This window comes from Streptomyces sp. ISL-87, assembly GCF_018614095.1.
Taxonomy (GTDB): Bacteria; Actinomycetota; Actinomycetes; order Streptomycetales; family Streptomycetaceae; genus Streptomyces.
On record NZ_JAGGOY010000007.1, the window covers coordinates 115,562 to 141,749 of the forward strand.

Annotated in this window: 24 protein-coding genes; 12 read left to right on the plus strand and 12 right to left on the minus strand. The window is 70.5% G+C overall.

Annotated elements, in window-relative coordinates; genetic code table 11:
- Positions 1-15 precede the first annotated feature (15 nt).
- The 5 genes from J7I97_RS02070 (at position 16) to J7I97_RS02090 (ending at position 5,187) form a co-directional block, all read left to right on the plus strand.
- Positions 16-711 (plus strand): TerB family tellurite resistance protein, encoded by a 696-nt coding sequence (locus J7I97_RS02070; RefSeq protein WP_214930582.1) that lies wholly within the window; start codon positions 16-18, stop codon positions 709-711.
- Between the two features lie 560 nt (positions 712-1,271).
- Complete coding sequence (locus J7I97_RS02075) at positions 1,272-2,903, plus strand: nucleobase:cation symporter-2 family protein (protein WP_214930583.1); 1,632 nt, start codon at positions 1,272-1,274, stop codon at positions 2,901-2,903.
- A 111-nt stretch (positions 2,904-3,014) separates the two neighbouring features.
- Positions 3,015-3,761 (plus strand): DNA repair protein RecO, encoded by a 747-nt coding sequence (gene recO / locus J7I97_RS02080; protein ID WP_214930584.1) that lies wholly within the window; start codon positions 3,015-3,017, stop codon positions 3,759-3,761.
- 11 nt (positions 3,762-3,772) lie between these two features.
- Positions 3,773-4,594 (plus strand): isoprenyl transferase, encoded by an 822-nt coding sequence (locus J7I97_RS02085; RefSeq protein ID WP_214930585.1) that lies wholly within the window; start codon positions 3,773-3,775, stop codon positions 4,592-4,594.
- Positions 4,595-4,617: 23 nt separating this feature from the next.
- The gene (locus J7I97_RS02090; RefSeq protein WP_214930586.1) at positions 4,618-5,187 is read left to right on the plus strand and encodes a hypothetical protein; all 570 of its coding nucleotides are present in this window, start codon (positions 4,618-4,620) and stop codon (positions 5,185-5,187) included.
- Between the two features lie 4 nt (positions 5,188-5,191).
- On the opposite strand, the gene J7I97_RS02095 is transcribed toward J7I97_RS02090, so the two are convergent.
- From J7I97_RS02095 to J7I97_RS02110, 4 genes are read right to left on the minus strand one after another with little or no spacing between them, the layout of a single operon-like run.
- Complete coding sequence (locus tag J7I97_RS02095) at positions 5,192-5,620, minus strand: Fur family transcriptional regulator (protein WP_214930587.1); 429 nt, start codon at positions 5,618-5,620, stop codon at positions 5,192-5,194.
- A gap of 51 nt (positions 5,621-5,671) precedes the next feature.
- Entirely contained in the window at positions 5,672-6,538 is an 867-nt protein-coding gene (locus tag J7I97_RS02100; protein WP_214930588.1) for a metal ABC transporter permease, read from the minus strand.
- The gene (locus J7I97_RS02105) at positions 6,538-7,332 is read right to left on the minus strand and encodes a metal ABC transporter ATP-binding protein (protein WP_214930589.1); all 795 of its coding nucleotides are present in this window, start codon (positions 7,330-7,332) and stop codon (positions 6,538-6,540) included. The genes J7I97_RS02100 and J7I97_RS02105 overlap by 1 nt, the downstream gene beginning before the upstream one ends.
- A gap of 32 nt (positions 7,333-7,364) precedes the next feature.
- A complete protein-coding gene (locus J7I97_RS02110) occupies positions 7,365-8,324 on the minus strand; it encodes a metal ABC transporter substrate-binding protein (RefSeq protein WP_214930590.1) in 960 nt (319 codons plus the stop codon).
- Between the two features lie 156 nt (positions 8,325-8,480).
- On the opposite strand from J7I97_RS02110, the gene J7I97_RS02115 reads away from it, so the two are divergent.
- On the plus strand, positions 8,481-9,863 hold the full coding sequence (locus tag J7I97_RS02115; protein WP_214930591.1) for a glycine--tRNA ligase: 1,383 nt from the start codon (positions 8,481-8,483) through the stop codon (positions 9,861-9,863).
- An 87-nt stretch (positions 9,864-9,950) separates the two neighbouring features.
- Here the strand turns inward: J7I97_RS02115 and J7I97_RS02120 are convergent, their stop codons facing one another.
- From J7I97_RS02120 to J7I97_RS38055, 4 genes are all read right to left on the minus strand, one after another.
- Positions 9,951-10,664 (minus strand): VC0807 family protein, encoded by a 714-nt coding sequence (locus tag J7I97_RS02120; RefSeq protein ID WP_214930592.1) that lies wholly within the window; start codon positions 10,662-10,664, stop codon positions 9,951-9,953.
- Between the two features lie 137 nt (positions 10,665-10,801).
- The gene (locus J7I97_RS02125; RefSeq protein ID WP_214930593.1) at positions 10,802-11,395 is read right to left on the minus strand and encodes a TetR family transcriptional regulator; all 594 of its coding nucleotides are present in this window, start codon (positions 11,393-11,395) and stop codon (positions 10,802-10,804) included.
- A gap of 21 nt (positions 11,396-11,416) precedes the next feature.
- Positions 11,417-12,505 carry an aldo/keto reductase gene (locus J7I97_RS02130; RefSeq protein WP_285441055.1) on the minus strand — a complete coding sequence of 363 codons (1,089 nt, stop codon included), beginning with the start codon at positions 12,503-12,505 and terminating at the stop codon, positions 11,417-11,419.
- A gap of 57 nt (positions 12,506-12,562) precedes the next feature.
- Positions 12,563-12,727 carry a hypothetical protein gene (locus J7I97_RS38055; RefSeq protein WP_251050548.1) on the minus strand — a complete coding sequence of 55 codons (165 nt, stop codon included), beginning with the start codon at positions 12,725-12,727 and terminating at the stop codon, positions 12,563-12,565.
- Between the two features lie 64 nt (positions 12,728-12,791).
- On the opposite strand from J7I97_RS38055, the gene J7I97_RS02140 reads away from it, so the two are divergent.
- The gene (locus J7I97_RS02140) at positions 12,792-12,959 is read left to right on the plus strand and encodes a hypothetical protein (RefSeq protein ID WP_214930594.1); all 168 of its coding nucleotides are present in this window, start codon (positions 12,792-12,794) and stop codon (positions 12,957-12,959) included.
- Between the two features lie 160 nt (positions 12,960-13,119).
- Here the strand turns inward: J7I97_RS02140 and J7I97_RS02145 are convergent, their stop codons facing one another.
- Positions 13,120-14,574 (minus strand): MFS transporter, encoded by a 1,455-nt coding sequence (locus J7I97_RS02145; RefSeq protein ID WP_251050550.1) that lies wholly within the window; start codon positions 14,572-14,574, stop codon positions 13,120-13,122.
- A gap of 34 nt (positions 14,575-14,608) precedes the next feature.
- Between J7I97_RS02145 and dusB the strand changes: the two genes are divergently transcribed.
- The 4 genes from dusB (at position 14,609) to J7I97_RS02165 (ending at position 20,902) form a co-directional block, all read left to right on the plus strand.
- The gene (dusB, locus tag J7I97_RS02150; RefSeq protein ID WP_214930595.1) at positions 14,609-15,769 is read left to right on the plus strand and encodes a tRNA dihydrouridine synthase DusB; all 1,161 of its coding nucleotides are present in this window, start codon (positions 14,609-14,611) and stop codon (positions 15,767-15,769) included.
- Positions 15,770-16,135: 366 nt separating this feature from the next.
- Positions 16,136-18,844, plus strand: a complete 2,709-nt coding sequence (ppdK, locus tag J7I97_RS02155; RefSeq protein ID WP_214930596.1) for a pyruvate, phosphate dikinase — start codon at positions 16,136-16,138, stop codon at positions 18,842-18,844.
- Between the two features lie 441 nt (positions 18,845-19,285).
- A complete protein-coding gene (locus J7I97_RS02160) occupies positions 19,286-20,338 on the plus strand; it encodes a winged helix-turn-helix domain-containing protein (RefSeq protein WP_214930597.1) in 1,053 nt (350 codons plus the stop codon).
- A gap of 156 nt (positions 20,339-20,494) precedes the next feature.
- Positions 20,495-20,902, plus strand: coding sequence for a VOC family protein (locus J7I97_RS02165; protein ID WP_214930598.1), 408 nt, complete (start codon positions 20,495-20,497; stop codon positions 20,900-20,902).
- A 10-nt stretch (positions 20,903-20,912) separates the two neighbouring features.
- Here J7I97_RS02165 and nirD read toward each other — a convergent pair whose 3' ends face one another.
- Genes nirD through J7I97_RS02180 form a run of 3 tightly spaced genes read right to left on the minus strand, consistent with a single transcriptional unit; the run spans position 20,913 to position 25,092 of the window.
- Positions 20,913-21,248: a nitrite reductase small subunit NirD gene (gene nirD / locus J7I97_RS02170; protein ID WP_214930599.1), complete on the minus strand. Its 336-nt coding sequence runs from the start codon at positions 21,246-21,248 to the stop codon at positions 20,913-20,915.
- The gene (gene nirB / locus J7I97_RS02175; protein WP_214930600.1) at positions 21,245-23,788 is read right to left on the minus strand and encodes a nitrite reductase large subunit NirB; all 2,544 of its coding nucleotides are present in this window, start codon (positions 23,786-23,788) and stop codon (positions 21,245-21,247) included. Before nirB ends, nirD begins: the two co-directional genes overlap by 4 nt.
- A gap of 2 nt (positions 23,789-23,790) precedes the next feature.
- On the minus strand, positions 23,791-25,092 hold the full coding sequence (locus J7I97_RS02180; protein ID WP_214930601.1) for an NAD(P)/FAD-dependent oxidoreductase: 1,302 nt from the start codon (positions 25,090-25,092) through the stop codon (positions 23,791-23,793).
- Between the two features lie 202 nt (positions 25,093-25,294).
- Here J7I97_RS02180 and J7I97_RS02185 point away from each other — a divergent pair, with 202 nt between their 5' ends.
- Entirely contained in the window at positions 25,295-26,071 is a 777-nt protein-coding gene (locus J7I97_RS02185) for a TSUP family transporter (RefSeq protein ID WP_214930602.1), read from the plus strand.
- Positions 26,072-26,188: the final 117 nt, after the last annotated feature.

Consider the following 26,188-nt stretch of genomic DNA (forward strand, 5'->3'; position numbering starts at 1 on the left):
TAACGGAGGTGCGACGTGCTGCCAGTTCGGGGTGGGGACGGCCGGAAGCTGACGATCTGGGGCATCCGTACCACCTGGAGCACCGTGGGTGACGGGGAGTTCTTCTGCCCCGGCTGCGGCGGTGACCGCAACTACCGCCGGCGCACCGGGCGCCGCCGGTTCGCCGTGCTCGGCGTGCCGCTGCTGCCGCGCGGGCAGGCGGGGCCCGTCGTCGAGTGCCAGGCCTGCCGGGAGCGTTTCGACACCGAGGTCCTTGATCACCTCACCACCACCCGCTTCTCGGCGATGCTGCGCGACGCGGTGCACACCGTGGCGCTGGCCGTGCTGGCGGCGGGCGGGACGTCCTCGCGCGGCGCGCTGGAGGCCGCCGTGTCGGCCGTACGGGCTGCGGGCTTCCAGGACTGTACGGAGGAGCAGCTGGAGTCCCTGGTGGAGGCGCTGGCCACGGACGAGGGGCGGCTGGGCCTGTACGACGGCCCGGAGTGCTGCGGGGCCGCGCTGTCGATCGAGCTCCACGAGGCTCTGGAGCCGCTCGCTCCGCACCTGGCCGGCCCCGGCCGGGAATCGATCCTGCTCCAGGGGGCCCGGATCGCCCTCGCGGACGGGCCGTACATCCCGGCGGAGCGCGAGGTGCTGGCCACGGTGGGCGCGGCGCTGCGGATGAACCCGGGCGACGTGGCGCGCCTGCTCTCGGCGGTCCGGGCGCCGTGACGGCCTGAATCACCCCTGCCCCAGCCGTCCCCGCCGCACCCGAAACCGGATGAAACGGCCCTGACGGACGTAACAATCCGGCCTCACGGGGCCTGAACCGATGCTTTCCGCCATCCGTGCACAGGGTGGAGCTGATCGCTCCGGGCTCGCGGGATCCACCCCTTGGATGGCCGGAATCATGCCCCCGGTTGGCGCGGCCGAATGCTCGCGCAGCCCTGTATGGGCACGTCAGGCCCGGTGCGCTTCGCACTCGCGCAGCGGGACTGCGCGCTTCGCCGATTCTTTGGCCGTACTCCCATGCCAGGCCATCCGCTACTGGGCAAACCTCTAAAGCTGCCCTCTCTGAGCGTCAACACTTTGTGGAAGTTGACGATACCTGTGAGCCCCCACACAGGCGTTCAATTCCGGTCACACGACGAGACGCCGCCGGTAACACAGCGGGGCTTCGATTCACGTGAACGCACTGACAACCCTGGCGGACAAACGGGATAGCGACCCACTCCGGCCAGGGATAACCAGATTCCTCTCGTTCACCTACCTCATTGAAGGGCAAGGCAGAGATGGCACGTGTCGCCGCCCGGCCTTCCGCCAAGGAAGACCCCAGCACGCACCCGGTCGACGAGGTGCTCCCCCTCCCCAAGCTCGCGCTGTACGGCTTCCAGCACGTACTCGCCTTCTACGCCGGTGCGGTGATCGTCCCGATCATCGTGGGCGGTGCCCTCGGGCTGACCACCGAGCAGCTGGTCTACCTGATCAACGCGGACCTGTTCACCTGCGGTATCGCCTCGATCATCCAGGCGTGGGGCATCGGCCGGATCGGTGCGCGGCTGCCGCTGATCCAGGGCGTCACCTTCACCGCGGTGTCCCCGATGATCGCCATCGGCCTCGGAGCGGGCGGCGGGACGGCAGGCCTGCTCGTCGTCTACGGCGCGGTCATCACGGCCGGTATCGCCACCTTCGCCTTCGCCTGGCTGCCTCCCAAGGCCTTCCGTACCGTCATGAGGCTCTTCCCGCCGGTCGTCACCGGCACGGTGATCACCGTCCTCGGCATCGTGCTGATCCCCGTCGGCCTGAACGACGCCGCCGGCGGCGTCGGCAGCCCCGACTTCGGCGACCCCAAGAACTTCGCCTACGCCGGCGGCACGATGCTCTTCATCCTCGTCCTGATGAAGCTCGGCAAGCCCTTCCTCTCCAGCATCTCCATCCTGCTCGGCCTGGTCGGCGGCACCGTCGTGGCCTTCCTGCTCGGCGACGCCAAGTTCGGCGACGTGACCGACTCGGACTGGATCGGCATCACCACCCCGTTCCACTACGGGGCCCCGAAGTTCGCCTGGTTCCCGATCCTTCTGATGCTCATCGTCATGCTGATCACCATGGTCGAGACGACCGGCGACACGTACGCGGTCGGCGACATCGTCGGCAAGGACATCGACAGCGAGACCGTGGCCCGCGCCCTGCGTGCCGACGGCGCCGCGACCGCCCTCGGCGGTGTCCTCAACTCCTTCCCGTACGTCGCCTTCGCCGAGAACGTCGGCCTGGTCCGCATGACCAAGGTCAAGAGCCGGTTCGTGGTGGTCGCCGCCGGTGTCTTCATGATCGTGCTCGGGCTGCTCCCGAAGGCCGCCGCGATCGTCGCCGCGGTCCCGCACGGAGTGCTCGGCGGCGCCGCGACGGTGATGTTCGCGATGGTGGCCCTGGCCGGTATCCAGACCCTGGCCAAGGTCGACCTCAAGGAGGAGAAGAACGCGCTGGTCGTGGGCGTCTCCCTGGCCTTCGCACTGCTGCCGGCCACCGTCCCGGTGCTGTTCAAGGACCACATGGACGCGGACCTCTCCTCGCTCCTCAACAGCGGTGTCACCCTCGGCGCCACGGCCGCGATCGTGCTGAACCTGATCTTCAACGGCCTGGGCAAGGGAGACGCGCACGCCGCTCCCCACGTCGAGCTGCCCGCCCAGGCGTCTGCCGCGGCCGACGCGGAGGAAGCGCCGGCCGAGGAGGCGCGGGCCGAGGAAGCATCGGCTGAGGAGGCGTCGGCCGGGGAAGCATCGGCTGAGGAGGCGTCGGCCGAGGAAGCGTCGGCCGAGAAGGTGCCTGCCGCGGTGGCGGCTCCGGCCGGTTCCGGTGCCAGCGCCGATGCCGATCCCGCCGGCGATGCCGGCAAGGCCGACGACGCGGCGACCCCCGCCTCCTGATCCCTCCTGATCCCCCTGATCCCCTCCCAAGGGGTGATGACCCCTCGCCCGGACACCCCCCCGGTCCGGACGAGGGGTCATCACTGTCCCCGCGCAGGCGACAATGGGCCCATGAGTCTGTTCCGCGACGACGGCATCGTGCTGCGCACCCAGAAGCTGGGTGAGGCGGACCGCATCATCACGCTCCTCACCCGGGGTCACGGCCGGGTGCGGGCCGTCGCCCGCGGGGTGCGGCGTACGAAGTCCAAGTTCGGCGCCGGGCTGGAACCTTTCTCCCACGCCGACGTGCAGTTCTTCGCCCGGGGCAGCGAGCTGATCGGCCGCAGCCTCCCGCTCTGCACCCAGACTCAGATCATCGCCCCGTACGGCAACACCATCGTCACCGACTACGCCCGCTACACGGCCGGCACCGCGATGCTGGAGACCGCCGAGCGGTTCACCGAGAACGAGGGCGAGCCCGCCGTACAGCAGTACCTGCTGCTGGTCGGCGGCCTGCGCACGCTCTCCCGCGGCGAACACGAGCCGCACCTCATCCTGGACGCCTTCCTGCTGCGCTCGCTCGCCGTCAACGGCTACGCGCCCAGCTTCGACGACTGCGCGAAGTGCGGGATCCACGGCCCCAACCGGCACTTCTCCGTCGCCGCCGGCGGGGTGATATGCGGCGACTGCCGCGTCCCCGGCAGCGTCGTACCCTCGTCGGAGGCCATCGCCCTGCTCAGCGCGCTGCTGACGGGCGACTGGGGCCACGCGGACGCGTGCGAGGCGCGCCACGTGCGGGAGGGCAGCGGACTGGTCTCGGCCTACTTGCACTGGCATCTGGAGCGCGGGCTACGCTCCCTGCGATACGTCGAGAAATAGGAGCTGGACACATGGCACGACGCGGGATTCTGGGACGCTCTCGCCGCGAGTACAAGGTTCCCGAGCCGCACCCGTCCGGTGAGCGCCCGCCGAAGATCCCCGGCGAGCTGGTCCCGAACCACGTCGCGGTGGTCATGGACGGCAACGGCCGCTGGGCCAAGGAGCGGGGGCTGCCGCGCACCGAGGGCCACAAGGTCGGTGAGGGCGTCGTCCTCGACGTGCTCAAGGGCTGTCTGGAGATGGGCGTCAAGAACCTCTCCCTGTACGCCTTCTCGACGGAGAACTGGAAGCGCTCGCCCGACGAGGTCCGCTTCCTCATGAACTTCAACCGCGATGTCATCCGGCGCCGCCGCGACGAGATGAACGAGCTGGGCATCCGTATCCGCTGGGTCGGCCGCATGCCGAAGATGTGGAAGTCGGTCGTCCAGGAGCTCCAGGTCGCGCAGGAGCAGACCGTCGACAACGACGCGATGACCCTGTACTTCTGCGTCAACTACGGCGGCCGCGCGGAGATCGCGGACGCGGCGCAGGCGATCGCGCGGGACGTGGCGGCGGGCAAGCTGGACCCGTCGAAGGTCAACGAGAAGACCTTCGCCAAGTACATGTACTACCCGGACATGCCGGACGTGGACCTGTTCCTGCGCCCGAGCGGCGAGCAGCGCACCTCCAACTACCTGCTCTGGCAGAGCGCGTACGCCGAAATGGTCTTCCAGGACGTGCTGTGGCCGGACTTCGACCGCCGGAACCTGTGGGCGGCCTGCCTGGAGTACGCCCAGCGCGACCGCCGCTTCGGCGGCGCCGTCCCGAACCAGGCGGCGGGCTCCGCCGGCTGATCCGGGCCTTAGGCTCCACTGTCATGGACACGAACATCGGCGGGGAACAGGCAGCGCCGCGGAGCGGCCATGCAGTGGAGCTGGTCTACCTGGCGACCCAGGCAGACCTGGCCGACGCGCTCCGGGCCCGGTCCGTCAAGACGCCCGCGGGGCGGCGCCTGCGCTGGCTGTACCCCGTACTCGGGATGCTTCTGCTGTTGCTCGGCCTGGTGGTGATGGTGGCGGACGGGGCCGTCAGCGCCAGGCCCGTGGGCTTCGCCGCCTCCGGGGTGGTGCTGTGGGCGCTCACGCCGTTCGTCCCGCGGTTCGTCTGCTGGCTCCAGGCGCGGGCCTTCGCCGGGCTGCTGAAGAAGGCCGGAGAGGCCCGGGCCGTCGTCGACGGGTCCGGGGTCCTGGTGCGGACGGCCGCCACCGAGATGCGTATCGGCTGGGCCGCGCAGCCGACGTACGTCGAGACACAGGGGTCGTTCGTCATGCTCAGCGACGACAAGGGGGCGGTGGCCATGACGGTTCTGCCCAAGCGCGGGGTGCGGGAGCCGGCCGACGTCGACCGGCTGCGGACGATCCTGGACCTGAACCTGCGGCGGCTCTAGCCGGTCAGGCCGCGGCGGCGCAGTCGGCGCAGGTGCCGAAGATCTCCACGGTGTGGGCGACGTTCACGAAACCGTGCTCGGCCGCGATGGTCTCGGCCCACTTCTCCACCGCCGGGCCCCCCACCTCGACCGCCTTGCCGCACTTGCGGCAGACCAGGTGGTGGTGGTGGTCCTCGGTGGAGCAGCGCCGGTAGACGGACTCGCCGTCGCTGGTGCGCAGGACGTCGACCTCGCCGGCGTCCGCGAGCGACTGGAGGGTGCGGTACACGGTGGTCAGGCCCACGGAATCGCCGCGGTGCTTGAGCATGTCGTGCAGCTCCTGGGCGCTGCGGAACTCGTCCACCTCGTCCAGCGCCGCAGCCACAGCCGCCCGCTGCCGGGTGGATCGCCCTCGTACTGGCGCGGTATTCGTCTCGCCAGGCGCAGTCGCCACCGGTTCCTCCTCGTATCGGCCTTGGCCCATTGTGCCAGGCGGCCGACGTTCCTAGACCTTTACATCGTCCCGCGTGCAGACCTCTTCCGCGGCGCGGGCCGCATTTGCCCGGCGCCGGGCCAGGGGGGCCGACACGGCCGTCATCACGACGAAGACGGCGATGGCGAGCAGCACGATGGTGCCGCCGGAGGGGGCGTCGATGTAGTACGTCGTGACCGTGCCGGAGAGCGAGACCAGCACGCCGATCACCATGGCCACCGACAGGGTGGCGGTGAACCCGCGGGTGACCCGCTGGGCGGCGGCGACGGGGATCACCATCATGGCGCTGACCAGCAGCAGGCCGACGATCCGCATGGCCACGGTGACGGTGACGGCGGCGGTGACCGCCATGAGCAGATTCAGGAAGCGCACGGGCAGGCCGGTGACCCGGGCGAACTCCTCGTCCTGGCAGATCGCGAACAGCTGGCGGCGCAGGCCGAGGGTGACGGCGAGCACGAAGGCCGCGAGGATCACGACGGCGGTGACGTCCGAGGCCGAGACGGTGGTGATGGAGCCGAAAAGATAACTGGTCAGGTTGGCCGTGGAGCCGCCCGGAGCCAGGTTGATGATCATGACGCCGCCGGCCAGGCCACCGTAGAAGAGCATGGCGAGCGCGATGTCACCGCTGGTCTTGCCGCGGGAGCGGATCAGCTCCATGCCGACCGCGCCGATGACGGCGATCAGCGTGGCCATCCACACAGGGCTCGCGTTGAGCAGGAAGCCGAGCGCGACACCGGTCATGGCCACGTGCCCGATGCCGTCGCCCATGACGGCCTGGCGGCGCTGGACGAGGTACGTGCCGATGGCCGGGGCGGTGAGGCCGACCAGGACGGCCGCGAGCAGGGCCCGCTGCATGAAGGCGTAGTCGAGGAGGTCCATCAGCTCAGCAGTCCCGTCCGGAGCGGCTCGGCGTCGTGCGCCGCGTGGGGGTGTACGTGGTCGTGGCCGGGCAGGGCGTGCTGGCCGACGGCCTGAGGGGGCGGGCCGTCGTGGACGACGCAGCCGTCGCGCAGGACGACGGCCCGGTCGATCAGGGGCTCCAGCGGGCCGAGCTCGTGCAGCACGAGCAGGACGGTCGTCCCGGCGGCCACCTGCTGGCGCAGGGCGCTCGCGAGGACCTCCTGGTTGGCCAGGTCCACGCCCGCCATCGGCTCGTCCATGATCAGCAGCTCGGGCTCGACGGCGAGCGCCCGGGCAATGAGTACGCGCTGGTGCTGGCCGCCGGAGAGGGCGTTGACCGAGGCGTCGGCGTGCGAGGCCATGCCGACAAGGGCCAGGGCGCGCTCGACGGCGGCCTTGTCGGTCTTGCGCAGGAAGCCGAAGCGGGAGTTGGCCAGCCGGCCGGCGGAGACGACCTCGCGGACGGTGGCCGGGACCCCGCTGGCGGCGGTGGTGCGCTGCGGGACGTACCCGATGCGCGACCACTCGCGGAAGCGCTTGAAGTCCGTGCCGAACAGGGACAGCGCGCCGTCGGTCAGCGGGACCTGGCCGACCACGGCGCGGACGGCCGTGGACTTGCCGGAGCCGTTGGCGCCCAGCAGGGCGACGACCTCGCCGCGCCGGACGGTGAGGTCGACCCCGCGCAGCACGGGGCGCGAGCCGAGCGAGGCCGTGGCCCCGCTCAGGGATATGACGGGCTGCTCGCCCGCTGTTGCGGCCGTCGCGGACTCCATGGCTCGCGCCTCCGTTGCTGCTACTGCTGCCATTACTTGTTGCCGAGCGCCTTCTGGAGGTTCTTCAGGTTGGCCTGCATGACCTCGATGTAGTCAGCGCCCTGGGACTTGCCGGTGATTCCCTCGAGCGGGTCGAGGACATCGGTCTTCAGGCCCGTGTCGGCGGCGAGGGTCTTGGCCGTCTTGTCGCTGGCCAGGGTCTCGAAGAACACGGTGGAGACATTGTCCTTCTTCGCGATGGCCTGGAGGTCCTTCATCCGGGCCGGGCTCGGCTCGGACTCGGGATCGAAGCCGGAGATGCCCTCCTGGTCGAGGCCGTAGCGCTCGGCGAGGTAGCCGAAGGCGGAGTGCGTGGTGATGAAGGTCTTGGAGGATGTGTTCTTCAGGCCGTCCTTGAACTCCGTGTCCAGCGCGGTCAGTTTGCCGACCAGCTCGTCGGTGTTCTTCTTGTAGTCCGCCGCGTGGTCGGGGTCGGCCTTCTCCAGGGCCGCGCCGACGCCCTTGGCGACCTCGGCGTACTTCACCGGGTCGAGCCAGATGTGCGGGTCCTCGCCGGCCTCGCCGTGGCCCTCCTCGTGACCCTCCTCGCCCTCGTGGTCGTGGCCGGAGGTGCCGTGGACCTCGAGCTTGGTGAGGGTGGCGGCGTCGACGACGGTCTTCACGCCGGACTGGGCTACGGCCTTGTCGACGGCGGGCTGAACGGTCTTGAGGTAGAGGATCACATCGGACTCGCCCAGCTGCGCGGTCTGCTTCGGGGTGATCTCCAGGTCGTGCGGCTCGACGCCCGGCTTGGTCAGGGAGGTGACCTTCACGTGGTCCTTGCCGATCTGCTCGGCCAGGAACTGCATGGGGTAGAACGACGCCGTCACGTCGAGCTTGCCGTCCTTGCCACCCCCGTCGGCCGTGGCTGCGGAGCAGGCGGTGAGGGCTGTGGCGCCGAGGGCGACGGCTCCTGCGAGAGCGGCGGCGGGTATGAGGCGTCGTACGTTCATGACATCCATTTTCATCAAAAATGGAAACGGTTGTCAAAAACCCTGGTGAGGGGCCCGGGGGAGAGATCGTTGAAGGGGGTCCCGATTTGAAAGGGGGGGTGCGGGCGCCGGTAACCTTGAGTCTTCGCCGTTCGTCCTCGTAATGAAGAGAGCACCGTGGCCGCCGACAAGATCGAAACCATCGTCAGCCTGAGCAAGCGCCGTGGCTTCGTTTTCCCGTGCAGTGAGATCTACGGCGGCTCCAGGGCTGCCTGGGACTACGGCCCGCTCGGTGTCGAGCTCAAGGAGAACATCAAGCGCCAGTGGTGGAAGGCTATGGTCACCGGGCGTGAGGACATCGTCGGTCTCGACTCCTCCGTCATCCTGGCCCCCGAGGTCTGGCAGGCCTCCGGCCACGTCGCGACCTTCTCGGACCCGTTGACCGAGTGCACCTCCTGTCACAAGCGTCACCGCGCCGACCACCTGGAAGAGGCGTACGAGGCCAAGCACGGCCGCGTGCCCGCCAATGGCCTCGCCGACATCAACTGCCCCAACTGCGGTGTGAAGGGCCAGTTCACCGAGCCCAAGCAGTTCTCCGGCATGCTGGAGACCCACCTCGGCCCGACCCAGGACACCGGCTCCAAGGCGTACCTGCGCCCCGAGACCGCCCAGGGCATCTTCACCAACTTCGCCCAGGTGCAGACCACCTCGCGCAAGAAGCCCCCGTTCGGCATCGCGCAGATGGGCAAGTCCTTCCGCAACGAGATCACGCCCGGCAACTTCATCTTCCGCACCCGCGAGTTCGAGCAGATGGAGATGGAGTTCTTCGTCAAGCCGGGCGAGGACGAGCAGTGGCAGGAGTACTGGATGGCGGAGCGCTGGAACTGGTACCGCGACCTCGGCATCCGCGAGGAGAACATCCGCTGGTACGAGCACCCGGCGGAGAAGCTGTCCCACTACTCGAAGCGCACCGCCGACATCGAGTACCGCTTCAACTTCGGCGGCAACGAGTTCTCCGAGCTCGAGGGCGTGGCCAACCGCACCGACTTCGACCTCAAGGCCCACTCCGCCGCCTCCGGCCAGGACCTGACGTACTTCGACCAGGAGGCCGGCGAGCGCTACACGCCGTACGTCATCGAGCCGGCGGCCGGTGTGAACCGCGCCATGCTCGCCTTCATGCTCGACGCGTACAACGAGGACGAGGCCCCCAACGCCAAGGGCGTCATGGAGAAGCGCACCGTGATGCGCCTCGACCCGCGCCTGGCCCCGATCAAGGTCGCCGTCCTGCCGCTGTCCCGCAACCCGCAGCTGTCGCCGAAGGCCAAGGGCCTCGCCGCCGACCTGCGCAAGAACTGGAACATCGAGTTCGACGACGCGGGCGCCATCGGCCGCCGTTACCGTCGCCAGGACGAGATCGGTACGCCGTTCTGCGTCACCGTCGACTTCGACACCCTGGACGACAACGCGGTGACCGTGCGCGAGCGCGACACCATGAAGCAGGAGCGCGTCTCCCTGGACCAGATCCAGAGCTACCTCGGCAGCCGCCTGCTCGGCTGCTAGGCGCTACGCCCTTCTCGGGCGGCTTCGCCTGAACGACCGGTGGCCCGGTGCGCGTCACGCGCACCGGGCCACCGTTGCCTTCCGCGCTCAGGCGGTCGCTGCCTGGGCGGCCGCCGCCTCGGCGGAGCGGCGCTCACCCTCGGCCTTCGAGCGCTTGCCGTAGAGAGTCGTCCACACGGCCAGCGCGCCGAGCACCCCGTAGATCATGATCGGGCTGATGGTCACCATGGTGTCCGTGCTCAGTACGTAGGCCAGGGCGATGCGCACCCCCGCCTCGATGAGGTACGCCACGCCCCACACCGTGGTCATCACGGTCATCGTCCGGCGGAAGCCGTCGAACTGCCACAGGCCGTTCCACCAGGCGGTGCTCTCGGGAGTGCCGTCGGTGGCGAACTTGCGGCCGAAGTAGAACATCAGCGGCCGCGGGGCGAACAGGGTGCCCAGGCAGAGCAGCCCGAACAGCCCGGTCACGCCGGAGTCCTTGATCAACAGCGCGCGGGCCGAGTGCGCACCGACCAGCGAGACGACGGCCGTGATCACCAGGAACACCAGGGTGACGATGGCGAATTCATCGAGCTTGCGGCGCCAGGCCAGGTGGATGGCGCTGTCGAGCACGGGCCAGGCGCCGCTGACCAGCAGCGCGCCGAACTCGCTCCAGCCATGGTCGTGGAGCTGGTTGTACGTGACGATCGGCGCGACCACGTTGAGCCCGATGGTCAGGATCCAGCCAAGCGCGGCTGCGCCCCCGGACCGGGCGGGCGGTGCCGGTTGGCCAGTGCGGAGTTCTTGGGCTGCGGACATGCTTCCCCCTGAGAAGTACCTGATGAGTACGTTCGGGGGGAACGTAGGGCAGGCGTGCGGTCCCGCGACAGGACCCCCCGCACCAAATGATCACCAAGTTGACCGGAATCTCACACTCCGGCCCCGGGGTGGCCGGATCAGGCCCGCAGGCCCCGGATCACGAGGGACGTGACCGCCTCGAACTCCGTGATGATCGTGGGCGAGACCCACTCGGCCGCGTACTGCGGATCATGGAAGCGGCCCGTGGCATCGAACACCGCGCGGGCGGCGGCCGGCACATCGGGTGCGGACAGGGAGCCGTCCGCGACGCCCTCGGCGATGATCCGGGCCAGCTGGTCGATCAGCTCGCTCAGGTGGTGGTCCACCACACCGCTGTTCTCGGCGAGCAGCACCGTGTACGTCGCGAACAGCTCCGGGTCGTCACCCGCCTTGTGGCGCTTGGCCTCGAACAGCGCCTCCAGCCACGCCTCCAGCTTGGAGGGGGCCGTCCCGGCGGGAGCCGAGGCGATCTCCTCCAGCATCACCACGCTCTTGGCGAGCCAGCGATCGGTGACGGCCTCGCGCAGCGCCGCCTTGGACGGGAAGTGCCGGTACACGCTGCCGTGGCTGACGCCCAGGGCGCGCGCCACATCCACCACGGTCGCCTTGGTGGGGCCGAAGCGGCGCAGCACCTCCTCGGTGGTTTCGAGGATGCGCTCGGGCGTGAGGGGTTCGGCAGCTGCGGGTGGCATGAGTACGACCGTACCGCCAGCTCAGTGCTCGCTGTCGAGGTGGGCCATCTGCGCCGCCGGGTACCTCTCACCGGCCGCGGATCCGGCGGGAACGGCCTCCTCGATGGCGGCGAGGTCCGCGGGGGTCAGCTCAACCGTCATGGCACCGAGTGCCTCGCTGAGCCGGTCCCGGCGGCGGGCGCCCACCAGCGGCACTATGTCCTCGCCGCGCGAGAGCACCCAGGCGATGGCGGTCTGGGCGACGCTCACACCCTTGTCCTCGGCCACCTTGCGCAGGGCGTCGACCAGGTCGAGGTTCCGGTGCAGGTTGTCGCCCTGGAAGCGGGGGCTCATGCCGCGGAAGTCGCCCGGGGCCAGCGCGCGGTCACGGCTGAAGTGGCCGCTGATCAGGCCCCGGGAGAGGACCCCGTACGCCGTGATGCCTATGCCGAGCTCACGGGCGGTCGGCAGGATCTCCTCCTCGATACCGCGGGAGATGAGCGAGTACTCGATCTGGAGGTCGGCGATCGGTGCCACGGCCGCCGCCCGGCGCAGGGTGTCCGCGCCGACCTCGGAGAGGCCGATGTGCCGCACGTGCCCCGCCTGGACGGCCTCGGCGATGGCGCCGACCGTCTCCTCGATCGGGACCGCAGGGTCCACGCGGGCGATCCGGTAGATGTCGATGTGGTCCCGGCCGAGCCGCTGGAGTGAGTAGGCCAGGAAGTTCTTGACGGCCTCGGGCCGGCCGTCGTAGCCGGTGAACCCGCCCTCGACCGTGCGCAGAGCGCCGAACTTGACGCTGGTCAGCGCCTGCTCGCGGGCCGCGGCGGGAGCGGTGCGCAGGGCCTCGGCGATGAGCAGCTCGTTGTGCCCCATGCCGTAGAAGTCGCCGGTGTCGAGCAGCGTGACCCCGGCGTCCAGGGCGGCGTGGATGGTTGCGATCGACTCGGCGCGGTCGGCCTCCCCGTACAGGGCGGACATGCCCATGCAGCCGAGGCCGAGCGGGAAGACGGAAGGCCCGGTGGATCCGAGCGCTCGGCGCGCGGTGGTCGTGGCCGTTGCGGTGGTCGCGGTGGTCGAGATGGTCGCGGTGGTCGCGGTGGTCGTCTGGGTGCTCTCGGTCGTCGTCATAGAACGAGAATGGCATGACGAGTGACAGATTTCAATATCTGTCACCCGTCAGGATGGCTACGCCGCCACCCGCAGGGCCAGGGCGGCGGCCGCGACCAGCGCGAGGACGGCGGCCGGGGCGAGCTCGAAGTCCTTGACGCGGAGGTGGCTGACGGCCCCATCAGCCAGCGGGCGCTCGCCGAGCGGCTGGAGGTGGACCCGAGCGTTCGTCGGGATCCTCAACGACCTGGAGCGCGACGGCCTGGCCGAACGCCGCCGGGACCCGGCCGACCGGCGCCGCCACAACGTGGCCATCACCGACGCCGGATCCGCCGCCCTCGGCAAGACCAACGCGGCGCTCGACGCCGTCGAGCTCGGACTGTTCTCCGGGCTCTCGCAGCAGGAGCAGGACGCGCTCCGCGACCTCCTGGCCCGCATCGACTCGCACGCGGACGACTTCGACTGCCAGGAATAGCGCCGCCGGCATCCTGCAAGCGGCATCCCGCAAGCAGTAGCCCGCAATAGCAGTAGCCCGCCAGCCCCCTGCCCCGCCGCATCGGCGGCGCCCCGGCCGCCTTCCACCGAAGGCGGCCGCATCGGCCCCGGTACCGGAGTACCGGGCCCGACACCGGGCGTCAGGCGCGCGGCGGAGCCCCGGCCCGCGAAGGGCTGGCCGGCGGCGGCCCCTCCAGGGTCCGGGCCGTCCGCTCGGCCGTGGCCAGCGCCCACGGCCCGCTGGTCACGGCGCCCACGACCAGCACGAGCACCCCGCAGGCCGTGATGATCCACCAGGCCGGCCCGGTCGCCCCGGCGAAGTCGGCGCCCCCCGCCATCCCGGCGGCCAGCACCGCGCCCATCACCGCGACCCCCAGCGTTCCGCCGGTCTGCCTGCTCGTGGAGGCCACCGCGGCCGCGACCCCCGCCTGCGCCCGCGGCATCCCGGAGACCGCCGTATTGGTGATCGGCGCGTTGACCATGCCGAAGCCCAGCCCGAACAGCACGTACCCGGTGAACATCAAAGGCGTGGAGGACCCGGCGGAGAACACCGCGAAGAGCAGCCCGCTCGTCGCCATCGTCACCCCGGCGATCAGCAGCGGCAGCCGCGGCCCACGCGTACCGACCATGCGCCCCGCCACCGGGGCCGCCAGGAACGTCAGCGCCGCCATCGGGAGCATGTAGAGCCCGGCGTGCAGCGCGTCCAGGCCCCGCACGTCCTGGAGGTACAGGGTGTTCAGGAACAGGAACCCGGACATTCCGGCGAAGGCGCTCACCGCGATCACGGTGGCCCCGCTGAAGGGGGCGCTCCGGAAGAACCTGGGGTCGATCAGCGGCTCCGCCCGCCTCGGCTCGTACATCAGCAGCCCCACCAGTGCGGCGACGGCCACGGCCGCGCAGCCGAGGATCAGCCCCGAGGTCCAGCCGGACGCCGGCGCCTCGATGATCCCGTAGGTCACGGAGCCGAGCAGTGCGATGACCAGCAGCTGGCCCACCGGATCCGGGCGGCGCGGCCGGTCGGCCCGCGACTCGGGGACGTAGCGCAGGGTCAGGGCCATGGCGAGCAGCCCGACCGGGATGTTCAGCCAGAAGATGGACCGCCAGCCGACGGAGTCCACCAGCACTCCGCCGATCACGGGGCCCGCGGCCATCGCGATACCCGCCACCGCGCCCCAGACGCCGATGGCCCGGGCCCGTTCGGCGGGCTCGGTGAAGGTGTTGGTGATGATCGACATGGCGACCGGGTTGAGCATGGCGCCGCCGAGGGCCTGGACCATGCGGAAGACGATCAGCCACTCCAGGCTCGGCGCCAGCGAGCAGAGCACCGAGCCCAGGGTGAAGAGGGCCAGCCCGATGGCGAACACCTTGCGGCGTCCCACGCGGTCCGCCGTGGAGCCCGCCAGTATCAGCAGCGAGGCCAGGACCAGCGTGTACGCGTCGATCGTCCACTGCATCCCGGCGACCGAGGCGTTCAGCTCGCGGCGCATGGACGGGAGGGCGACGTTCAGTACGGTGTTGTCGAGGCTGACGATGAGCAGGCTCATGCAGCAGATCGCCAGGACGAGCATGCGACGCCGGTGGCTCACATCGGACATACCGGGGATAGTACGGCTAACTAACGACCGCGGCATGCGCGACAATGGGGGGATGACCACGCTCCCCCCGCCCCTCGCGATCGGCCCGCACACCGTGCAGCCCCCGGTAGTGCTCGCACCGATGGCCGGCATCACCAATGCCCCGTTCCGTACCCTCTGCCGCCAGTTCAGCGGCGGCAAGGGGTTGTTCGTGAGCGAGATGATCACGACCCGCGCCCTGGTCGAGCGCAACGAGAAGACCATGCAGCTGATCCACTTCGACGAGACGGAAAAGCCTCGCTCGATTCAGCTGTACGGGGTAGACCCGGCGACGGTCGGCAAGGCGGTCCGCATGATCGTCGAGGAGGACCGCGCCGACCACATCGACCTCAACTTCGGCTGCCCGGTCCCCAAGGTGACCCGCAAGGGCGGCGGCTCGGCCCTCCCGTACAAGCGGAACCTGCTGCGCGCGATCCTGCGCGAGGCCGTCGCGGGCGCCGGCGACCTGCCGGTGACCATGAAGATGCGCAAGGGCATCAACGACGACCACCTCACCTACCTCGACGCCGGCCGGATAGCCGTCGAGGAGGGTGTCACGGCCATCGCCCTGCACGGGCGCACCACCGCCCAGCACTACGGCGGCACCGCCGACTGGGACGCCATCGCGCGGCTCAAGGAGCACGTGCCGGAGATCCCCGTGCTCGGCAACGGCGACATCTGGTGCGCCGAGGACGCCCTGCGCATGGTCCGCGAGACGGGCTGCGACGGTGTGGTCGTCGGGCGCGGCTGCCTGGGGCGGCCGTGGCTGTTCAACGACCTGGTGGCGGCCTTCGAGGGCCGCCCGGAGGACTTCCACAAGCCGACGCTGCGCGAGGTCGCGGGCACCATGCACCGGCACGCCCAGCTGCTGGGGGAGTGGATCGGCGACGAGGCGCGCGGGGTGATCGACTTCCGTAAGCACGTGGCCTGGTACCTCAAGGGCTTCTCGGTCGGCTCCGAGATGCGCCAGAAGCTCGCGGTCACCTCGTCGCTGGCCGAGCTGGACGCTCATCTGAGCGAGCTCGATCTGGATCAGGCGTGGCCCGAGAGCGCGGACGGTCCGCGCGGCCGGACGTCCGGAAACAACCGAGTTGTCCTGCCTGAGGGCTGGTTGAAGGATCCGTACGACTGCGCGGGCGTGAGCGAGGATGCCGAGCTGGACACCTCCGGAGGCTGACAAATCGCCCTCCGTGCTGCGTGATATACGCCACGCATGTGTGGGGTTTCGCTCAGATGAGCGTCAAAGTCACGGGTAAGACTTTCAAAGGGTGGCACTGGGTGCCACCCTTTGTGCGTTCAACACTTGAACGCAAATGTATCGATGATCGCTCATCCGAGCGTGATCAAGCCTCAAGCGGCCTCCTTCCCTTCGGGACGTGAAGACTCTTCGTACGTTCTGATTACTCATCGGTTACTTTCGATTGGCTGGCGCACGGGTGGTTACAGCCACATGACGACCAAGTGGACGTACCCAGACGCCTTCGATCTGGGTATGTTCCTGGCCGTCAGGGCAGCCACCCGAGCTCTCGAGGAGTCGAGACCCGTGTCGGAAAACAAAGATCAGAAGTTCGTCTACGACTTCACCGAGGGCAACCGGGACCTCAAGGACCTTCTCGGCGGCAAGGGGGCCAACCTCGCCGAGATGACCAACCTTGGTCTTCCCGTCCCTCCCGGCTTCACCATCACCACCGAGGCCTGCAAGGTCTACCTGGAGAGCGGCGAGGCCCCGGCCGAGCTGCGCGACGAGGTCAGCGCGCACCTGGCCGCCCTCGAAGCGAAGATGGGCAAGAAGCTCGGCCAGTCGGACGACCCGCTGCTGGTCTCCGTGCGCTCCGGCGCCAAGTTCTCGATGCCCGGCATGATGGACACGGTCCTGAACATCGGCCTGTCCGACGTGTCGGTCGAGGGCCTCGCCGCCCAGGCCGGCGACGAGCGCTTCGCCTGGGACTCATACCGCCGCCTGATCCAGATGTTCGGCAAGACCGTCCTCGGCGTCGAGGGCGAGCTCTTCGAGGACGCCCTGGACGCGGCCAAGGCCGCCAAGAAGGTCACCGTCGACACCGACCTCGACGCCGCCGACCTGAAGAAGCTGGTCAAGGTCTTCAAGAAGATCGTCGCGAAGGAGGCCGGCCGCGAGTTCCCGCAGGACGCCCGCGAGCAGATGGACCTCGCCGTCGAGGCGGTCTTCAACTCCTGGAACACCGACCGCGCCAAGCTCTACCGCCGCCAGGAGCGCATCCCCGGCGACCTGGGCACCGCCGTCAACATCTGCTCCATGGTCTTCGGCAACCTCGGCCCGGACTCCGGCACCGGCGTCGCCTTCACCCGCGACCCCGCCAGCGGCCACCAGGGCGTCTACGGCGACTACCTGCAGAACGCGCAGGGTGAGGACGTCGTCGCGGGTATCCGCAACACCGTCCCGCTGGCGGACCTGGAGTCGATCGACAAGGCCTCCTACGACCAGCTCATGACGATCATGGAGACGCTGGAGACCCACTACAAGGATCTCTGCGACATCGAGTTCACCATCGAGCGCGGCCAGCTGTGGATGCTCCAGACCCGCGTCGGCAAGCGCACCGCCGGTGCCGCGTTCCGCATCGCCACCCAGCTCGTGGACCAGGGCCTGATCGACGAGGCCGAGGCCCTCCAGCGCGTCAACGGCGCCCAGCTGGCGCAGCTGATGTTCCCGCGCTTCGACGAGAGCGCCAAGGCCGAGCTGCTCGGCCGCGGTATCGCCGCCTCCCCGGGCGCGGCCGTCGGCAAGGCCGTCTTCGACTCGTACACGGCCGTCAAGTGGTCCCGGTCCGGCGAGAAGGTCATCCTGATCCGCCGCGAGACCAACCCGGACGACCTGGACGGCATGATCGCCTCCGAGGGCATCCTGACCTCGCGCGGCGGCAAGACCTCGCACGCCGCCGTCGTCGCCCGCGGCATGGGCAAGACCTGCGTCTGCGGCGCCGAGGACCTCGACGTCGACACCAAGCGTCGCCGCATGACGGTCGGCGGGACGGTCATCGAAGAGGGCGACGTCGTCTCCATCGACGGCTCCACCGGCAAGGTCTACCTCGGCGAGGTACCCGTCGTACCGTCCCCGGTCGTCGAGTACTTCGAGGGCCGCATGCACGCCGGCGCCGACGACGCCGACGAGCTGGTCGCCGCCGTCCACCGGATCATGGCGTACGCCGACCGCGTCCGCCGCCTGCGGGTGCGCGCCAACGCCGACAACGCCGAGGACGCTTCGCGTGCCCGCCGCTTCGGCGCCCAGGGCATCGGCCTGTGCCGCACCGAGCACATGTTCCTCGGTGAGCGCCGCGAGATGGTCGAGCGCCTGATCCTCGCGGACACCGACGCGGAGCGCGAGGAGGCACTGGGTGCCCTCCTGCCGCTGCAGAAGAAGGACTTCACCGAGCTGTTCGAGGCGATGGACGGCCTGCCCGTCACCGTCCGCCTGCTCGACCCGCCGCTGCACGAGTTCCTGCCCGATATCACCGAGCTGTCGGTGCGCGTCGCCCTCGCCGAGTCCCGCAACGACGCGAACGAGAACGACCTGCGCCTGCTCCAGGCCGTGCACAAGCTGCACGAGCAGAACCCGATGCTGGGTCTGCGCGGCGTGCGCCTCGGCCTGGTCATCCCCGGCCTGTTCGCCATGCAGGTCCGGGCGATCGCCGAGGCCGCGGCCGAGCGCAAGAACGCAAAGGGCGACCCCCGCCCCGAGATCATGATCCCGCTCGTGGGCACCGTCCAGGAGCTGGAGATCGTCCGCGAGGAGGCCGACCAGGTCATCGCCGAGGTCGAGGCCGCCACCGGCACCAGCCTCAAGCTGACCATCGGCACGATGATCGAGCTGCCGCGCGCCGCGCTGACCGCCGGCCAGATCGCCGAGGCCGCGCAGTTCTTCTCCTTCGGTACGAACGACCTGACCCAGACGGTGTGGGGCTTCTCCCGCGACGACGTCGAGGCCAGCTTCTTCACCGCGTACCTGGAGAAGGGCATCTTCGGGGTCTCCCCGTTCGAGACCATCGACCGGGACGGCGTCGGCTCGCTGGTCCGCAGCGCCGTCCAGGCCGGCCGGGCCACCCGCCCCGACCTGAAGCTCGGCGTCTGCGGCGAGCACGGCGGCGACCCCGAGTCCGTCCACTTCTTCCACGAGGTGGGCCTCGACTACGTCTCCTGCTCGCCCTTCCGGATCCCGGTGGCGCGACTGGAGGCCGGCCGCGCGGCCGCCGAGTCGAAGGGCTCCGACAGCCGCTGAGCCCTTCCCGAGCCGGGGTTCCGGCAACGCTCGGCCGGGCACGAACCCGGCCGGGCCGCACCGGCCCCCTTTGGCTGCGCCTGCCTCCGGTTCCCTGACCCACGGAGGCGGGCGCAGCCTGCTTTCCGTTAGAGGCATATTCAACAAAGTCTTTACGGCAGCAGGCGGTGGACGGATCCCCACCCGTCCACCGCCTGCCGCCAATCCGCCGGGCACGTCGGCGCTTCCCGGTGCGACCGACCGCCAGGCCCCGCAAAGCCCCCCACGGCCTTCACGGAGCGTTTCGGTCGCACCGGAGTGTGCCTGGCGGAGTACAGGATTTCGCTTGTCACGCCCCTGCCGAAAGGGGTTTCAACTGTGGCCGAAAGGGCGTGGTGACCACGTGTGACGGCATGCATACTCATGGGGCGGGGGGATTGCGGTTGCACAGCTGGGGGTTCGGTGCTTCGTATCCATTTCACTGGAGTGGACCTGGCACGCGTACGGATGGCAGGGCGTCCCGATGCGTTGTGGGAAACGATTCTTAGTTTTCACCGCTTAAGAGACCGGCGTGATGCCCGGTTGTTCGGTGAATGGCGTACAGAAACCCGGAGCCGGTTGAATAGTGAAACACGTCTGCTAGGAGCGCTCATACCGAGCCGCGGCTATTTCCCGGATTTCCTGACCCCGGTCGAGGGCCAGTACGGGTGGGACGTGGGCCTCGACGCGCTGCGCGGGATCCGCCCCGAGCGGCTCCGGCGCGAGCTGGCGATGCTGGGCACGGGAGCGGGCGTCGGGGCCGCGTTCGGAATGCCCTCGGGCATGAGCGGGGGCGCCGACGCCCTTGTCCCGCGGCGGCTGCGGGAGTTCATGGACGACGGCACCAAGCACCTGCCGCGGCTCCTGGGCGAGCTGCGCGCGTACCACCGGGTGGCCGTGGAGCCGTACTGGACCCACATCCAGGCCCAGATCGAGGCCGAGCGGGCCGCGCGGGGCCGGGCCCTGCTGGACGGCGGCGCGGACGAACTGCTGGCCTCGCTGCCGCCGATGCTGCGCTGGCGGGCGCCGGTCCTGGAGTGCGACTACCCCGTGGACCGGGACGTACGGCTGCGCGGGCGCGGGCTGCTGCTCCAGCCCTCCTTCTTCTGCCGCCGCACGGCGGTGACCCTGCACGACCCGGAGCTGCCGCCGGTACTGGTCTACCCGGCCGCGGCGCAGCTGGCCTCCGCCCCGGCCGGGGGCGAGAGGGCCCGGCCCGTGGAGGAGCAGCGCCAGCGGACCCTGGGCAAGCTCGTGGGCCACACCCGCTCGGTGGTGCTACGGGCCATAGGTGACGGCGCCACCACCAGCGAACTGGCCCGCCGGGCCGGGGTCTCGCTGGCCTCCGCGAGCCAGCACGCCTGCGTGATGCGGGAGGCGGGGCTGGTCACGACCCTCCGCCGGGGCAACGCGGTGCTGCACACGGTGACCCCGCTGGGCGCCGCGCTGCTCAAGGGCGGCGCGGTTGCCTCGTAGGGACGGGAACGGGCATCCCCGCGTCGTCGGTCGCCCTTGGTGGTGAGCCGGGCCCGAAAAAAGTTTCCCGGGGAGCGATGAGATTTCCGGGGGCCGTGGGTCTATCTCTCGAAGGCGCCGGACAGCGGCGCCGCACACGGGAGAAGAGGGACCGAGATGTCCGCCACCATGATCTTCGTCAACCTGCCGGTCAAGGACCTCGGGGCCACCAAGGCGTTCTGGGGGAAGCTGGGGTACTCCTTCAACCCCCAGTTCAGCGACGACACGACCGGCTGCCTCGTCATCAGCGACACCATCTTCGCCATGCTGATGACCGAGGACCGGTTCAGGGAGTTCGCCACCAAGGACGTGGCGGACGCCACCAAGACCACCGAGGTCATGCTCGCCCTGAGCGCCGACAGCCGCGCGAAGGTCGACGAGGTGGTCGATGCGGCCCTGGCGGCGGGCGGGACCGAGCCCCGCCCGGCCATGGACCAGGGCTTCATGTACGGCCGGGCCTTCGAGGACCTGGAGGGGCACGTCTGGGAGTACGTGTGGATGGACCCGGCGGCCGTCCAGGGCTGATCCCCGGTCCTCAGGCGGAGGTCGCGGCGGTCCGCACCGGGTACGTACGGACCGTCACCTCCTCGTCGTCCAGGCAGCGCCCCGACTCCAGGTCGAAGCGCTGCTTCAGCAGCGGCGAGGCCACGAAGGCCCGCCCCGCCACGGTGCCCACGAGCCCCCGCGAGAGCACGTGCGCCCCGGTGAAGGGGTCCTGGTTGCCGATGGCGTACGGGCGCCCCGCGCGGTCGACGAAAACCGCGGCCTGGCTCCCGTCGGGCAGCAGGGCCGCGACCCCGCGCCCGGGAATGAGCGCGGACAGTTCGCACACCGTCAGCCAGCCCTCGGCCACACGCAGTTCGACGGTCATCGGGTGCCTCCCACAGGCTGAAGGGTGAGGATGGTCAGGTCGGGCTTGACCTGGTCGCGCTCGGGGACGAACTTCACCGTCGGGTCGGGCGCGCCGGGCGCGTTGACGAAGGACACGAACCGGCGCAGCCGCTCCGGGTCCTGAAGCGTCTCGGCCCATTCGTCGCGGTAGTGGGCCACATGGTCGGCCATCAGCGACTCCAGCTCCGCGCACAGCCCGAGGGAGTCGTGTACGACCACGTCCCGCAGGTGGGCCAGGCCCCCTTCCAGCCGGTCGAGCCAGGCGGAGGTCCGCTCCAGCCGGTCGGCGGTGCGGATGTAGAACATCAGGAACCGGTCGATGAGCCGCACCAGTTCGGCGTCCGACAGGTCCTGGGCGAGGAGATCGGCGTGGCGCGGGGTGGCCCCGCCGTTGCCGCCGACGTAGAGGTTCCAGCCGCCGGCCGTCGCGATGACCCCGAAGTCCTTGCTCTGCGCCTCCGCGCACTCGCGGGCGCACCCGGAGACCGCCGACTTGAGCTTGTGCGGGGAGCGCAGGCCCCGGTAGCGCAGCTCCAGGTCGATGGCCATCTTCACGCTGTCCTGGACCCCGTAGCGGCACCAGGTCTGGCCCACGCAGGACTTCACCGTCCGCAGGGCCTTCCCGTACGCGTGACCGGACTCGAATCCGGCGTCCACGAGGCGGGCCCAGATCCGCGGGAGCTGGTCGACGCTCGCACCGAAGAGGTCTATGCGCTGGCCGCCGGTGATCTTCGTGTAGAGCCCGAAGTCGCGCGCCACCTCACCGATCACGATGAGCTTGTCCGGGGTGATCTCGCCGCCGGGGATACGGGGGACGACGGAGTACGAGCCGTTGCGCTGGAGGTTGGCGAGGAAGTGGTCGTTGGTGTCCTGGAGCGCGGCCTGCTCCCCGTCGAGGACGTAGCCGCTCGCGCCGAGGGTCGGGGCGAGCGAGGCGATGATCGAGCCGACGGCGGGCTTGCAGACGTCGCAGCCGTCACCGCCGCGGGCCTCCGGGCGGCCGTGGCCGTCGAGGAGCTCCTGGTACGAGGTCAGGCGGCGGGTGCGGACGATCTCGTAGAGCTCCGCGCGGGTGTACGGGAAGCAGCCGCACAGCCCTTTGTCGGCGGCGGCCGGCAGCAGCTGGCCGATCACCTTGAGGCAGCTGCCGCAGCCGGTGCCGGCCTTGGTGCACTTCTTGACCTCGGGGAGGGTGGCGCAGGCGGTGATCGCCTTCTTCGTGACGTTGTGGCAGGAGCAGATCACCGCGGTGTCGGGCAGCGCGGACGGGCCCAGCGCGACGGGCGCGCCGAGGCCGGCCGGAAGCACCAGCTGCTCCGGGGTGACGGGCGGCACGCTGCCGGTGAGCGGGCGCAGCACGCCGTACGAGTCCGCGTCGCCGACCAGGACCCCGCCGAGGAGGACTCCGTCGGGGGAGACCACGAGCTTCTTGTAGACCCCGGAGCGGGAGTCGGAGTAGACGACGTCCAGGCTGCCCTCGGTCGCGCCGTGGGCGTCGCCGAAGGAGGCCACGTCCACGCCGAGCAGCTTGAGCTTGGTGGAGAGGTCGGCTCCGGTGAACTCCTTGTCGCGGCCGAGGAGGTCCTCGGCGGCCGTCTCGGCCATCTCGTAGCCGGGGGCGACCAGGCCGTAGACCCGGCCGTCGGCGGCGAGGGCGCACTCGCCGATGGCGTAGACGCGGGGGTCGGAGGTGCGGCAGCGGGCGTCGACGCTGATGCCGCCGCGCTCGCCGACGGTGAGGCCGGCCTCGCGGGCGAGCTGGTCGCGGGGGCGGACGCCGGCCGAGAAGACGACCAGCTCGGTGTCGACGGTCGAGCCGTCGGACAGCTTCATCCCGCAGACGGAGCCGTCCTCGCCCGTCACCACTTCCTGGGTGCCGGTGCCGGTGTGCACGGTCAGGCCCATGGACTCGATGGTGCGCAGCAGGGCCGCGCCACCGCCGTCGTCGACCTGTACGGGCATCAGGCGCGGGGCGAACTCGACGATGCGGGTGGCGAGGCCGAGGCCCTGCAGCGCGCCGGCGGCTTCGAGCCCGAGGAGGCCACCGCCGACGACGGCGCCGGTGGTGCGGGTCTTCGCGTACTCCTCGATCGCGAGGAGGTCCTCGATGGTGCGGTACACGAAGCAGCCCGGGGCGTCCTTGCCGGGGACGGGCGGCACGAAGGGATAGCTGCCGGTCGCGAGGACGAGGACGTCGTACGGGAACACGCGGCCGGAGCGGGAGGTGACGGTGCGGGCGTCCCGGTCGATGATCTCGGCGGGGTCGTGGAGGTGGAGCTCGATCCCGTGCTCCGCCATGAAGCCCTCCGGCGTGAGGGACAGGTCCTCGGGCGTGCTGCCGGAGAAGTACGAGGTCAGGTGCACGCGGTCGTAGGCGGGGCGGGGCTCCTCGCTCAGTACGGTGACGCGGTGCGTGGCGGTGGCGCCGCGCTCGGCGAGGGCCTCCAGGTAGCGCTGGCCGACCATGCCGTGGCCGATGAGCACGATCGCGGGGGTGGGCGTGGGCGTGGGTGCGGCCATGATCAGGAGCCTCCGTCGTCGGTGAGCAGGTGGAGCAAGTCGGTCAGGGCTTCCCCGTCCTCCCAGGTGCGGGCGAGTGCGCCCACGGTGGAGAGTTCGCCGAGGAGCACCCCGCCGACGAGGCGGTCGCCGCGGACGACGACCTTGCGGTAGCTGCGGCGCGTGGCGTCCGCGAGCCGGACGACGTCGTCGCCGGGGAGAGGAGTGGTCTCGCCGAAGGCGGCCAGGTCGAGCGGGTCGGCGCCGGGGCCGCCGGCGGTGAGGGTGAGGCGGGTGAGGGCGCGGGTGCCGGTGTACCGGACGGGGGTGCCGGTGCGGCTTCCGGTTCCGGGCGTGCTTTCGGCTCCGGGTGTGGATCCGGTGCCGGCCAGGATCGTGGCGAGGGCGTCGGCCTGCTCCAGCGCCGGGCCGGCGAGTCCGTACACCCGGCCCGCGTGTTCGGCGCAGTCGCCGATGGCGTGGATGCGGGGATCGCTGGTCCGCAGCATGTCGTCGACGACGATGCCGGTCCGCACATCGAGCCCGGCGGCCACGGCCAGCCCGGTGCGGGGGCGCACCCCGCAGGCGAGCACGACCAGCTCGGCGTCGAGCCGGTACCCGTCGGCGAGCTCGACGCCGGTGACGCGGGGCGGGGAGAAGCTCCGCGCGGCGGGATCCGCGGGGGTCGTGGTCAGGCCGCGGACCCGGCATTCGGAGTGGATCTCGATACCCAGTGCCGTCAAGTGGGTGTGCAGCAGGGCCGAGGCCTCCGCGTCGAGCTGGCGTTCCATCAGGCGCTCGCCCTGCTGGGCCAGGACGACCTGGGCGCCGCGTTCGGCGAGGGCGCGGGCCGCCGAGACGCCGAGGAGGCCGCCGCCGACCACCACCGTGGGAACGCCGGGGCGTACGGCCGCCGACAGTGCCAGGCAGTCGTCCATCGTGCGGAACGCGTGGACTCCGTCGGGGAGTTCCCGCCCCCCCGGTTCGAACAGGCCGCGCAGCGGTGGCAGGACCGGGTTGGAGCCGGTGGCCAGGACCAGGGTGTCGTACCCCTCCACCGTGCCGTCGTCGCACCGCACCAGCCGTTCGGCGCGGTCGATGCGGACCGCCCGCACGCTGCGGCGCAGCGCCGGGCCGGGGTCGGGGAGGGCGGTCACCTCGGCGGAGTACCGGCCCGCGAGGACTTCGGCCAGGAGTACGCGGTTGTAGGGGACGTGCGGCTCCTCACCGAGGATCGTCACCGCCGCGCACCCGTCCAGCCGCGCAGCGACCCGCAGGCCCGCGAGGCCGCCGCCGATCACCACCACACGCTGTTGCGAAGTCATGGCATGAGGGTGCGCGGCCGCTGTTTCCCCACCGCATCGCCCTTGTTACCCGGACGGAACGCCCCCCTCAGCGCCCGGGTCAAGGGTCGGTGAGGCGTCCCTCGAGCCCGCCCCGGACCGGGCCGGTCCCTCGAAGCTCAACCTTTGCGCAAGATTCCGGGGATTGATGGCCGCTGCACCGTAAGCCCCATAGGGTCATGTGGTGCCTGACATATCTACGACGATGACCATCGTGCTGTGCGTGGCCGCCGCCGCGGCCGGCTGGATCGACGCCGTGGTGGGCGGCGGCGGGCTGCTGCTCCTGCCCGCCCTGCTGCTCGGCCTGCCGAACGCCCACCCCGCCACGGTGCTCGGCACCAACAAGGCCGTGGCCATCGTCGGCACCGCTGGCGCGGCCGTGACGTACGCCCGCAAGGCCCCGGTGGATGTGAAGCTCGCCGTCCGGATCGGCCTGGCCGCGCTCGCCGGATCGATGGGCGGCGCCGCGCTGGCCGGCGGCATCAGCAAGGACGCGCTCCGCCCGCTGATCATGGGCGTGCTCGTGGTCGTCGCGGGAATCGTGATCTTCAAGCCCGGCTTCGGAACCGCCCCCTCCACCGCGCCCGTCAGCCGGCAGCGGGTGCTGCTCGCCATCGGTCTGGCCGGCCTCGGCATCGGCTTCTACGACGGCCTCATCGGGCCCGGCACCGGCACCTTCCTGGTGCTCGCCCTCACCGCGCTGCTCCACCTCGACCTGGTCACCGCCTCCGCCACCGCCAAGATCGTCAATTGCTGCACGAACGCCGGGGCGCTGGCGATGTTCGCGTACCAGGGGATGGTGCTGTGGCGGCTGGCCGCGCTGATGGCGGTGTTCAACCTGGCCGGGGGCATGATCGGGGCGCGGATGGCGCTCAAGAAGGGCAGCGGCTTCGTCCGGGCGGTGCTGCTGACGGTGGTGTCCGCCCTGGTGCTGAAGCTCGGCTTCGAGCAGTGGGGCTGACGGGACGCCGGTAGGACGGCCCCCGGTAGGACGGCCCCCGGTAGGACGGACCCCGGGAGGACGGGCCCCCGGTAGCGCGGCAGGCCGTCGGCAGACCCCTAGATGATCAATTCCAAG